This is a genomic window from Crocosphaera sp. Alani8 (genome assembly GCF_038442745.1).
Lineage (GTDB): Bacteria > Cyanobacteriota > Cyanobacteriia > Cyanobacteriales > Microcystaceae > Crocosphaera.
Window position 1 is genome coordinate 1 of the sequence record NZ_JARVCN010000057.1, and the last position, 12338, is coordinate 12338.

General features: G+C 35.8%; 9 protein-coding genes. 7 read left to right on the top strand and 2 right to left on the bottom strand.

Annotation, left to right across the window (positions count from 1 at the left end):
• The first annotated feature begins 65 nt into the window (after window positions 1-65).
• Window positions 66-1505 (top strand): ShlB/FhaC/HecB family hemolysin secretion/activation protein, encoded by a 1440-nt coding sequence (locus tag P9B04_RS04515; protein ID WP_342053814.1) that lies wholly within the window; start codon window positions 66-68, stop codon window positions 1503-1505.
• Here the strand turns inward: P9B04_RS04515 and P9B04_RS04520 are convergent.
• On the bottom strand, window positions 1479-4028 hold the full coding sequence (locus P9B04_RS04520) for a filamentous hemagglutinin N-terminal domain-containing protein (protein WP_342053806.1): 2550 nt from the start codon (window positions 4026-4028) through the stop codon (window positions 1479-1481). The two genes, P9B04_RS04515 and P9B04_RS04520, sit on opposite strands and share 27 nt — an antisense overlap.
• 74 nt (window positions 4029-4102) lie before the next feature.
• Between P9B04_RS04520 and P9B04_RS04525 the strand changes: the two genes are divergently transcribed.
• Complete coding sequence (locus P9B04_RS04525) at window positions 4103-4780, top strand: hypothetical protein (RefSeq protein WP_342053807.1); 678 nt, start codon at window positions 4103-4105, stop codon at window positions 4778-4780.
• 70 nt (window positions 4781-4850) lie between these two features.
• On the opposite strand, the gene P9B04_RS04530 is transcribed toward P9B04_RS04525, so the two are convergent.
• Window positions 4851-6977, bottom strand: a complete 2127-nt coding sequence (locus P9B04_RS04530) for a CHAT domain-containing protein (protein ID WP_342053808.1) — start codon at window positions 6975-6977, stop codon at window positions 4851-4853.
• Window positions 6978-7004: 27 nt separating this feature from the next.
• On the opposite strand from P9B04_RS04530, the gene P9B04_RS04535 reads away from it, so the two are divergent.
• From P9B04_RS04535 to P9B04_RS04555, 5 genes are all read left to right on the top strand, one after another.
• Window positions 7005-7526, top strand: a complete 522-nt coding sequence (locus P9B04_RS04535; protein WP_342053809.1) for a hypothetical protein — start codon at window positions 7005-7007, stop codon at window positions 7524-7526.
• Between the two features lie 49 nt (window positions 7527-7575).
• Complete coding sequence (locus P9B04_RS04540; RefSeq protein ID WP_342053810.1) at window positions 7576-9477, top strand: CHASE2 domain-containing protein; 1902 nt, start codon at window positions 7576-7578, stop codon at window positions 9475-9477.
• Window positions 9478-9508: 31 nt separating this feature from the next.
• Complete coding sequence (locus P9B04_RS04545; RefSeq protein WP_342053811.1) at window positions 9509-10234, top strand: hypothetical protein; 726 nt, start codon at window positions 9509-9511, stop codon at window positions 10232-10234.
• 2 nt (window positions 10235-10236) lie between these two features.
• The gene (locus tag P9B04_RS04550) at window positions 10237-11085 is read left to right on the top strand and encodes a hypothetical protein (RefSeq protein ID WP_342053812.1); all 849 of its coding nucleotides are present in this window, start codon (window positions 10237-10239) and stop codon (window positions 11083-11085) included.
• Window positions 11086-11268: 183 nt separating this feature from the next.
• Window positions 11269-12338: tyrosine-type recombinase/integrase (locus P9B04_RS04555; RefSeq protein ID WP_342053813.1), on the top strand; the 1070-nt coding region annotated here is incomplete at its 3' end.

The following is a 12338-nucleotide window of genomic DNA, read 5'->3' on the forward strand; positions in this document are numbered from 1 at the left end:
GTTGTAGGATATTGCCCGCTAACTAAGACTCCCCTCGCAAAAGTGACACGCTCCCCTCTTCTATAATATCTGATGAACAAGTCAACCAAATGTTTAGGGAACTACTTGGGAAAAATATATCATTAGAAGACATACGAAGAATTGAAATGGAATTAACAGAAATTTATCAAAAAAATGGATACTTAAATACTGTGGTTAACTTTTTCCCTGAAGATAATAGAAAGCTCGAAGAAGGAAAGGGGATTATCGTATTTCGTGCTAGAGAAAGCCAAGTAGAAATAGAAATTAAAGGCTTATATCATTTGAAAAAATCCTATGTTCATGATCGACTTTCACCATACGTCGCCAGCCCTCCAAATATTAATCAGATACAGGAAGGGCTAATCCTGCTACAACAAAATGATTTAATTTCTGAAGTCAATGCAAGATTGATTCCAGGCACGAAAAATAACCAAGTTTTGGAAATAGACATAAGGGAATCTCCTAGATGGGAAATATCATCAGATTGGAGTAATGAAGAAAGTCCCCTAATTGGAGAATGGGGGGCTGAAATTATGCTCAGCAACAAGAATCTCTTTGGATTTGGTGATAAAGCTCAATTGCAATACAAAGGGACAGAAGGACTTGAAAGATTTTTATCAAGTCTTATTATTCCTGTTAATTCAAATGATGGAATAATAAAATTGTCTTATCAATTTACAAATAGCGAAATTATAGTTGCACCTTTCGATTCTCTTGAGATTCGTAATGAATCGTTTACTTTATCAGGAGCATTCCAGCAACCGCTAATTCAAACACCATCAGATAAATTTAACTTAGGAATAAATGTAGACCACAGAGAAAGTCGTAGTTTTTTGTTTAATGATTTTCCGTTTTCTTTCTCTGAAAATGTGCGAGATGGATTTACGGAACTAACAGTATTAAGATTTAATCAAAGTTATCAAACAAGAGACTCTGATGATGTTTTTTCGATTAGTTCCCAATTAAATATAGGATGGAGCAATTTAATCAATCAATCGAGTTTTACGAGTTGGCAAGGGCAGATACAATATGTCCATTTATTCAATGATCGCCTTAGATTTTCATCTCGGTTATCAGGACAGGTAGGGGGTGGGGATTTGCCTACATTAGAACAATGTGCGATTGGGGGTCTCAATGGCAATGAATTTATTTTCGGAAATACAGTCAGAGGATACGCAACAAACGTTCGCAGTGGTGATAATTGCTTTGCACTATCGAGTGAACTTTTGGTAACGATCATTCAAGATTCAAGTTTTGGGAATTGGAGCTTAGTTCCCTTTATTGATTTGGGGACTGTCTCGAATGGCAACTCAGAAGGAGAAGATTCAGTTAATACACTAATTAGTACAGGGTTGGGATTGAGATGGGAAATATCAGATTGGCTTGTGCTAAGACTGGATTATGGTGTTCCCTTATCAAGAGAAGTCAATGAAATTGAGGAACAAAGGGAAAATTTCTCAATTTTCTTGAGAATCCCCTTGTGAAAGTCGGTTGCGGTTACAACTAAGAAGGCGAACTCGACCATCAGGAAGTTTTTCGACTCCGACAACTTCTCCTAAAGGGGCCAAATCAGTTAAATCATAGGGGCGAGTATAATTCTCCGGGCTTTTAATCATCCCCTGCCGACCTTCGACTGTAAAGCGACTTTTCTTTTGCGCTTCTTCACAAAATTGAGCGACCCTTTGGTCAATGGATAAATTAGTATTGGGTAATCCAGTGTCGGCAGTATCAGCTTGAAAGAAGTTGGTATCGATATTAACTTCCCCATCGAAACCAAATTGGGAACTAGCAGTAATGGAGCTATCAGGGGACACGAATAATCCCTGAGAAGTAATATTTATATTACCTCCATCGCCTTCAAAAGCATTAGCTGAAATGTTACTTTCATCGAGAAGAAGTATTAAATTAGCATTAATATTAATATTGCCACCATTACCTTTCCCTCCTGTGGCAGCAGTAATTTGACTATTTGAACTTAAAAATAAATTTTGAGTTTCGACAAGAACATTTCCTCCTTCTCCCCTCTCAGTTGAAGCTGAAATTTGACTTTTTTCAAGAGTAATATTAGAAGAATCAATGGTAATTGTGCCACTTAGTTCTTCTGCACCAGAAGTAGCTGTGATACTACTTCCATTAGTTAATTTAATAATTGGGGAATTAAGCTCAATATTACCTCCTTGACCAGAAAAACTAGAAGCTAGAATGCCAACAGCATTATTCAATTCAAGTGATTCTGCGTTAATTATGATATTTCCAGCATTACCTATTCCTGTATTGCGAACACCGATTCCTCCTTCATTAATTAGTAAATTTTTGGTATTAATAAAAATATTTCCAGAAGAACCTGTTGGGATATCTGGCAATCTAAATATTTGTCGAACGGTCTCTGATTCTCGAAAAGTTGCTGACGTAATCCGACTAACATCTCCAAAAGTCGGATGTTTTCCTTCTAAGAGTATGTACTCAGCTTCAATAAAAATTTGTCCAGCATCTCCCCTGGATGCTGTAGCTGATGAGATAACTCCCCCTTCAGATATGGTTAATTTCTCTGTCTGGATATTCATTTGTCCAGACTTTCCATTTCCAGCATTATTAGACACCAAATTACTGAAGAAAGGAAGAATGGGAGAGCCTCCGATAATTTTGATATCTGAAGCTTTAACAGTTAAATTGCCTCCATCTCCATCACCAAAAACCACTGTTCCAATACTACCAGCATTATCAACTGTTAATTCTTGTGTATTGATAGTGACGTTACCTCCTTTTTTTAAGCCAAAAGTAGCAGCCGCAACCAAACTATATATTTGTGGATTTAATAGAGAAAAATCTTCTACTAACATTCGTTTATGGGCTTCAATGGACAAATTACCTCCTTGTCCTCTTTGATAATTTTTAGAAGCAATTCCTCCACCTTCTTGAACAAATAATTGATTAGCTGAAATTGTTATATTACCTCCTCGTCCATCAAATGCTTCGCTGAGAACATAGCTCCGAAACTGACCGTTGAGGTCGGTTCCCTTAATTTGAAGAGTCCCCTTTGCTCGAAAATCGATATTTCCAGAAAATTCAGTCCCAAAATTTTGGATTAAAATCGCAGAGCCATCTTCAACTGAAATATTGTGACCTTGCAATTCGATAGAGCCACCTTTAAAACCACTAGCATCTAATAAAGCACGTTCAGTTAATGAAATATTATTAAAGCTTGATTGTTCAAATTGACTTTGCCAACCTTGCTGAGTAGAGATAAGAGCGACAAAGCCTTTATCAACACTTCCCAGTTCAATGCGACCGCCTTGGGATCGTAAAATTCCACCGATTAGTTCAATTTCTCCTCCGATCAAAGATAAAGTCTTCCCAGATTTTACAGTTAACCCATTTGACTGTTGCTGATTTATTACAGGAGAAAAAATAGGATCTTGAACGGAAAGGTCATGTCCTCGTCCTTCTACAACAATATTTTCTGGATTTTGACTAAAGTCCAAACCAATAGGAAGATTTACAGTTAGTGTTGGAGAGGAACCTGGATTGATAGCGTTGAATTCATTACCATCTTCAAATTTGATGCTTTGTGCGGTACTAGCAAAAAAAGAGCCACCGATATCAAGAGAAGCATTAGGTCCGAAAATAATTCCATTAGGATTGAGAAAGAATAAATTAGCAGAGGTATTAGCTCGAATTAACCCATCAATAAAAGAAGGAGATTGACCAGTTACTCGACTAAAAATATTAGTCACCATATCAGGATTATTGAAAAAAGCTTCCCAGTTCGTGGGGAGAGAAAATTGGGAAAAACTGTGGAAAAGATTAGACCCTTTTAAGGTTCCTCCCTGAAGAATTATCTGATTTGCATTATTGATTGTTTGGGAAGAGTTCGGTAAAGTTGAATCAGGAATAATTTGTGCTTTGGTTTCTTGTGTGATTAAGATTGTAATTATGCCTTTTAATAACAGCGATAAAATAACTGGTATTCTCAACTCTTGTTGTTTTCTGAAAAGTGGGAAGAACATAAGACTTACTCCTACAGTAAATTGACAAAAAAACTAAATTATTATAGTATATAATACAAATTTTTATATTTTTTATGCAATTTATTCCTTCTCAACATGGTTTTACGTTTCCTAATGGCTTTAGAGGATATGCTTTACCTAAATTTATTAGAAATAGAAAAGAAAATTGGCTTTTAAATCAAAATAAAGTGCTTCATGGATTGTGTGGAGGTATGTGTTTTGGAGCTTATGATTTTTTTCTATCTAATCAAAAAATTCCTATATTAAAAGAGGCTCCTGCACCTACAGATCAACTTTATGAATATTTGTATAAAAGACAAAATGATAGTTATGGATATTGTAATTATAATATTCTTAAATTTGCTCAATGGATGGGATTATCTAAACAAGAGATTCAAAAAAGAATGAATATAGAGTTGAGAAAGTTGTTATCTCAACTCGACAAACAAAATTTAGTAATATTGGGACTCATAACAGTTAAATTATCTGAAAGTTTAGCAATTTGGAAGAATCATCAGGTTTTAGCTTACAGCTACAATCTTTCTCAATCTTTTAATAACTCTCATTATGAAATTTCTATTTATGATCCTAATTTAAACAGAGAGAATAATGTAATTTTAAAAACCAATATAGATCCTAATTTTGACTGTGTTTTATTAAATCAAGATGATCAGAAATATTTAAGGACAATTTATGGATTTTTTATTATCCCTTATTCCTATGTTAAGCCTCCTTCATTTCAACTTATATAATCGAATAAAAAGACTAAAAATGTTTATTTTACTAGGTGAGTTTAAGATGAAATAAATTAATAATATTTATTCAAGAAATTAAAATATAATTAACCCAATTAACTGGATTGATATCCTGTTCAATTTGCTTAATTTGGGCTTTCTGTAAAGCTTTGGCTATGGATTTTTCTTCGAGCCAAAATTGATAAAAATCTAAAAAGAACTTCATACTACTTTGATCATTAATAAACCATAGAGAACCCAAAACATTAGAGATTTCAGCCCGTAATCCAATGCCAGCAATACCCAGTGTAGAATATCGTGAGCCGGAAGCTGTTTCACAAGCACTTAAAACTAGATTGCGAAGAGAATCATTTTTACGGCTTAAAATTTGGTCAAATTCAGATAAGCCTAGAATATCGGTTCCTGTTTGGATCTGAACTTCTTCGGATAACCCAGAAAATCGGCTATGGCTTGCTATGTGTAAGATTTGATAATTGTTTTCTTGGAGGTTATTGCTTAAAGATTCAGGAGTAAAGGATTTGTTAAGTAATCGTGTTCCTCCAAGAAGCTCTTGAATAAATTTTGTTTCAGTAATTACTTCTGGTAAGGGATTAGGAAACCTTGGGGTAGGTTGAGAAGAACCAACAATTAAAGGATATTGAGGGACATCTTGTATCAAAGAGCCTCCTAAATCTAAGGAATAAGAGATAACATATTTTTCGACTAAAAAGTTATTATCATCTCCATAATAAAGACCAGACATGGGAATATTACGAAGAATGTTATCCTGAACAAAAATTAAATGTTTAATTCCTCGAACATCCAGAATATTTTGTATGGGTTTAATTAAAATATCCGAAAGTTTTTGACTACCTGGACGATAATCACCATAAAAAGAATTAGTTAGATTGCTTCGCCAATCTAAAACCAGTTGTTTAAATGATTGTTCTGTAATATTTAAAGAGATTAACTGATAAGAGTTATCGGAGAATCTCAAAATTTCATAAGAATTGTTAGGTAATAAAAGAGTATAAATTTTGATAGAATCTGGCTCTTGAGTAGCTAAAGTATTAATATTTACTTCGCAGATGTCTCCAAAAAAATTATCTAGTTCTGCTAATTGATGAAGGCGTAGTATATCAAGAGTTTCAATTAAATCCTGTTGAGAAACTGTAGGTTGATTTAATAGGAAAGATAAAAAATCTCGGAGAATTGGCTCGATAGTATCGTAAAAAAGATTTTGTCCCACAGAACTACCAGCTAAATCTTCTCTTAATTTCTTAATAGAGGAAAGAGCATTACGATATTCTCGGAAAGCGGATGATGGTTGGTCTAATTTTTGATAGATTCTAGCAGCTAACCATTCCCATTGGCTGAGTTTAGCCCAATCCCTGACTTGTTGGGCTGACCAAATGGCACGCAAAGAAGGTTCTAAAGCTTCTGGATATAAACCTTGGATATAATAGTGTTCTGCTAAAGCCCCCCAAGACCAGGATAAATTTAAGGGATTTTGAAGCTCAAAGCTAAGGCTTAGGGCTTTTTTCAATAAGGAGAGAGGCTTTGGATGAAATTTAGCTAGTTGCAATGAAAATAGAACTTTCATTTCAGATGAGGGTAAAGCATCAATTTCTAGAGCCAATCTTGATAAGTCCACCGAAGGTGGGGACATTTGAGCGAGATTAAGAGAAGCTCGAATCTTAGCCTCGACAGAGGCAGAAGAAGCTATTTCAGATTCCTCGATGGCCAGCTGATGAGCCAAGATACGATCGCTGTCTACTATGGTCAAAAATTCGTTTTGGCGATCAATATCCTCGGAAGCCAAAAAAGAGTAAACTCTGGCTCGACCTAAAGCGGCCTGAATGTAGTTGTCCAGCAAATTGAGGTAATTATGAGTGTTATTAGCTTTTTTACCAAATTGCTCTTTTTTTAACCGACTATAAATATCAATAGCTTGATTGAATAATCCCTGACGCAAAAATAAATTAGCGGTGATGGCTTGATAGTAGGGATAGGCTTTTTTCGGCAAATTTTCTTCAATAGATTCAAGTATGGTAGTAGCAAGATTAAAATTGCCTTGATCAATTAAAGTCTGAGCTTGGTTTAAATCTCGAAGTACATCAGTTGAGACAGCACGTAAGGGAAACGAGATCACCAGTAATATAACTAGGCAAAAAAGAACTACTAAGCGATAATAACGGTAAAATAGACCAAGCATAGATAAATTTGGATAGTTATTTCACTGATGATTAAGAAAAAAGCATGGTCTTATATTATAATTTTTTCCTCTATATTTCTAATGGGTTATGAGCCACCTGAGCAAGAAAGAGATTCTCAACGTACCAGTGCAAGTAGCACTAGAGGATGTATGGTTAAACAAGGGGAAATTTCGCTAATTGGTAGTAACCCGTTAACGACGCAATTTCCTCAACCAATTTTATTATTTGAACTTAAGCCAGCTTCTCCAGAAGAAACTTTTTTGGTTGTAGTTAGGGACAAAGAATTAAAAGTAGTTTTTGAAAGAAAATTGGTTGTAAGTAAAGAACAATATATTACCCTTAAATTACCGTCAAAATTAGTTGAATCTGAAAAGTATAATGTGGTAGCAGGATTTCTGTGTAACAATGAAATTCGGCACGCTAAGATACTGACAGTAGATTTGATCAAAGTCAGTTACGAAACAAAAAGTGATCAACTGATTCAATTATATCTTGAGGGAAAAAGGGGCAGACAATTTGATGCTAAAGAAGATCAAGAGCAAAATTAATAAGCTTTTATGTCTTAAGTTGATAATAACAATTTCGATAACTGCAGCCATGATTGGGATTAGGCATTCAGGAGGATTCCAATGGTTAGAATGGTTGGCGGTGGATCTGTTGTTCAAATTACAGCCGTCTGAAGGGGTTGAGCAAAGGATAGTGTTGGTGGGGGAAACGGAGGAAGATATACAAGAGTTTAAATCAGCACAAATAAGCGATGGCACAATGGCAAAATTGCTGAAAATAATCGAGCAACAGGAGCCAATAGCCATAGGTTTGGACTTTTTTCGAGATCAGCCAGTGGGAGAAGGAAGAGAGGAACTGTTGAAACTATTTGAGGCAAATACTAATTTTTATGGGGTGGGAAAACAAACAGGAGATAGGGAAAATAGAGTTTTCGCACCAGTAGCCCCCCCTCCCATTAATATCCAGCAAGTAACAGAAGTAGCAGTACAGCCAGATAGTGATGGGGTGATAAGAAGAATGTTTCTGTTCCCCAAAACGAAAGCACCTGCTCTGCCCAATTTAGGATTGGTTTTGGCTTATGAGTATTTAGCCACCCAGGAAATTTATCGAGAAACTGGAGAAAAAAAATGGTTAAAACTAAATCAAGCAACGTTTTGGGCTTTTCGGAATGGAACGGGACCGTACACTCAAATAGATGACGGCAGCTATCAAATTTTTCTTAACTGGCGTAATGTAAAATTCGATTTCGTATCAATATCTGATGTATTAAATGGAAATATAAAACCATCTATTTTTAAAGATAAATTGGTAATTATCGGTTCTTATGCTTCGAGCAAAAAAGATTATTTTTTAACACCGTTTAGCAGGTCTTTGTCTAGTTCTCCTGAACCTATGTTCGGAATGGAGATTCAGGCACAATTAGCATCTGTGATTATCAGTAATGCTTTAGGGGAGCGACCTTTGATTAAATTTGTTAAGGAATTACAGATTAATATTTGGTTATTCATTTTTGGAATTATTACCTGTCTTTGTCTCCACAAATTACGCTATCAATGGAAAAAATCAACCCTTTTTTTAGTAATTAATTCTACTATAATAGCTATCTTAAGTTATCTTTTATTTATTGGGGGGATTTGGGTTCCAATAATTCCTACAATAATTTTACTTTGGATTTTAGGAATTATGTTGGCAATTTTTGATTATGAGTGGCAACAAAATATACAGAAACAAGAAATTATAGCCCTTAATAAACGATTGCAAAATAAAATAGATGAACGACAAATTTATAAAGATTATGCGGTACTGTTGACTCCATTTGGAGAATCCTTAATGGAAACCTTACAAAATATTTCTAATTGTCAATACCTAATTTCAATTGAAGAAGGAATATTAAGCAGAGAAATTAATAAATTCGTTTCTGAGTCAAAGAATCCAAATAATATTAATAAAAGTGTTTCTCGACTAACAATACATTATCAAAAAATCAGGGAAGGAATAGAATATATAAGTCAAAAAATGACGATGTATTTTCCTGAATTAAACTCTTTAGCTTCTCTGTCATATAAAGAAGCTAATTTACCTGAAGGATTGGTTGAAAGTGAATCCTTAATAAATAAAATAATTACTTCTGTTAGGCAGGTAATTTATAGCGAATATAAAGTGGACTTATTCGATCGGGTAAAATTACAGGTTTTTAGTACCCCAATTTTAATAACAGAACCGAATAGATTATTGATTATATTTAATCGAATATTTGATGATATTTTTCTAGCTCACCAAATAGAAGAAAAAGAGTATCCTCTAATTCAAATTAAGGCTTACAATGTAGAGGAAGATGATTTAATCATACATTTCAAAGTGCAGTCAGTTTATTCACCTAGTAAATCAACTGTCTATTTTTGTGAGGAAATTATTGATTACTATTCAGGAGAAATTGTACTTAAGTCTTTAAAAGAAGAAACGAATTGGATAATAAAAATTCCAAGTTATTAAAAATAATAAAAAGCTAAAAAGGAAGATGAAAATGACTAGAAAAGAGAAAAGTGAGGTAAAATTTCCTCCCATAGTACCAGGAGCAAAAGAAGAACTAGAGCAAGCGATAATGCTGCTAGGAAATAGAGTACAGGGAGAATTAAATAAGAAAAATAAGAAAAGATTGATAAAATTAGTAGGGGAATATCCTAGTATAGAAACAGCACATCAATGGAAAACATCCCTAAAGCAGATACTGAAAAGAATTCCATTACCGACACCAGGGCCAGAGGTTGAACCTAATGTAACATACAGTGGTTCGTTAAAGAGAAAACATTATATAGATCAATTTGAGGTTGTTAGCGGAACTTTTGGGGAGACAAAGATAATATTAGAATACTTAAAATATAAACTACAAGATTACTACTTAGATGACGAGCAATGCTACGACGAGCGTTTCCTAAAACAACTAAGATACTGGTATCAATGGTTTCCTTATAATGTGAGAGAAAGAGAGTTCAGTAAGAAAATATTAGAGGTTTGTCTAGCAGAAGAATTATCAGAGGATTCATTTTACTTTGATTATAGGGAGTATAAGTATGATATGTCTAGACAACGAATAACGGCTGATGATGCTCCTGAATTTGCTGAGCCATTATTACGATGGGCTTTATCAAAAGTTGATTGGAAATTGCTAACAAAGCAGTTATTAAAAATGTTTAATATGGAGAATGCAGAAAAGTTTAATAATAAATTAATCAAGCGAGGATACGAATAATTATGTCAATGTTTTGCTATAAAGAAATCCTCTTTCAGTTACCTCATAGAGTTAACGAATATAAAATAGAAGGATACATAGAAGGAACTTTTTATCCTGAGAATCCTGAGAAGGAAAAGACTCCTATCGATGGCAAATTGGTAACAGCAGATGGGAGAGAATTTAATGGTTTTATGAGTCTAAGTTGCTGGAAAAAAATTCAAGAACGGAAGGATTTTAATGAGGATAAGTCTTATTATTGGTTCTTATATTTTAAGACAAAAAGGAATAAAGAAATATCAGAAGTTCAACTACTCAGACCAAAAATAGATAAGCCTTGCTTAGTGAATTTTGGAGGAGAAGTATTCAAGGCTAATGTAGATTACTTTAGAATAAGAGGAAGAATAAAAACAATTTTCAAAACGTCTTTTTCAATTCAAGTAGAATGCCAAAGCCATTACGAAAAAGATTTGTTATTTAAACCTTTCAATCTAAAAATAGAGGGGACATTACCACCATCAGCCAACGCAGAAGAATTCTGGGAAGTGGTTGGGACAAGAAAAGGCAACGTTTGGACTTTACTATCCGCTAAGATGGCGGATGAAGCTAAATTAATCGAATTGAAGATAAATCGTCGGGATATTCTGCGTAAGTTGTTGTTAGAAACAACCGACATGAAGGCAGTTCCACGTTACCTAAAAGAGAAAATAAATCCCACTCTGCTTCAAAAGACTATCCCTAAGCCACCGCCACCGAAGAAGAAGAAGAAGAAGAAAAAGAAAAAGTCTAAACCAAAGCCAAAGCTTCGTCCTATCCAGAAAGAGAAAGACCAAAAGCAAAACACTACAGGAAAAAAATTTCGGCTTTATTGATAGGGGCGATCACAAAAACTCTTTATGCAATATATGCGTACTGTATTAACAACAATTCGTTGTTAATTGTACGGGGAACAATTAAAAGAGTCCGAGAAACGTTCTTTTCGGACTCTTCTCTATGCTAAGATTAGCTCAGTGTGAGGATTTCGGCTTTTTTATCCTTCCCTAATGGTGGCTCCCATGTCCTCTCTAGTTTCTACCCACTCGGCCAAACCAATCCTCATCGAAGACTCTCACCTTCTCGACTTCTTCAAGGATTTCTTAGAAACAGACGTAGGCAACGGCAAAGCAGCCGACGATACCCAACGGACTTACCTTTGCCACCTCAAACAGTTCGTTTATTGGTGTCACACCAACACCGTCAACCCAATTGAAGCCACCTTCGCCAAGCTCAAACGTTTCCGGCGTTGGTTAGTCAAAGAGCAGCAATACCAAACCGCTACCATTTCCCTGAAACTCGCCGTACTTCGCCGCTTCTACGACGCTTTGCTCGAAAATGAATACATCAGCTTTAACCCGGCATTGCGCCTCAAACCCCCCACGGAGGTCAAAGATCCCGCCGCTACCATTAATTACCTCGAAAACGAGGAAATGAACCGGTTGTTAGAGAGTCTTCCCAAGGAAAATACCGTCCACGCCCTTCGGGATCGCCTCCTCATTTCCCTGATGTTGCTGCAAGGTTGCCGAACGGTGGATTTGCATCGGGTCACAATGGGGAGCATGGTGAAAAATGGGCAAAATATAGGTTTACAAGTCACCTCGAAACGCCACACACGAGTAGTCCCATTAACCCCCGATTTAGCCAAGTTATTACGGCGTTACTTGCGAGCAAGAAGAAAAGCAGGAGAAACAATAACCGAATCAACCCCATTGCTAATATCCCTGGCCCGTAACAACAAAAAGATTTGGAACCCTTTGAGCCGGCGTTCCATTCGGCGGATCGTAGACAAATATCTCAGTGCGATCGGGCTGAAAGAATTATCCTCTCCCAAAACCACCAAAAAGCTGACTGGGAGCCAAAAAAAGAAAAACTTGCCCACCACAGGCAAGAGCAACAAAGCGCATAACCTCTCAAAGTATAAACCCAAACCCAGGAATTTGAGCGCACACTCGTTGAGACACACAGCCGGAACTTTGGCCATGCGGGCCGGGGCTTCTCTACGCCAAGTGCAGGACTTGTTAGGTCATACCGACCCCAAGACCACCATGATTTACTCCCATATCGGCGATCGCTGGAGTCATAATCCGGC

Excerpts from the sequence above, each read along its gene's own strand:
- P9B04_RS04540 (WP_342053810.1), top strand. The coding sequence starts at position 7,576 with ATGATTGGGATTAGGCATTCAGGAGGATTCCAATGGTTAGAATGGTTG.
- P9B04_RS04535 (WP_342053809.1), top strand. The coding sequence starts at position 7,005 with ATGATTAAGAAAAAAGCATGGTCTTATATTATAATTTTTTCCTCTATA.
- P9B04_RS04530 (WP_342053808.1), bottom strand. The coding sequence starts at position 6,977 with ATGCTTGGTCTATTTTACCGTTATTATCGCTTAGTAGTTCTTTTTTGC.
- P9B04_RS04550 (WP_342053812.1), top strand. The coding sequence starts at position 10,237 with ATGTCAATGTTTTGCTATAAAGAAATCCTCTTTCAGTTACCTCATAGA.
- P9B04_RS04545 (WP_342053811.1), top strand. The coding sequence starts at position 9,509 with ATGACTAGAAAAGAGAAAAGTGAGGTAAAATTTCCTCCCATAGTACCA.
- P9B04_RS04520 (WP_342053806.1), bottom strand. The coding sequence starts at position 4,028 with ATGTTCTTCCCACTTTTCAGAAAACAACAAGAGTTGAGAATACCAGTT.
- P9B04_RS04525 (WP_342053807.1), top strand. The coding sequence starts at position 4,103 with ATGCAATTTATTCCTTCTCAACATGGTTTTACGTTTCCTAATGGCTTT.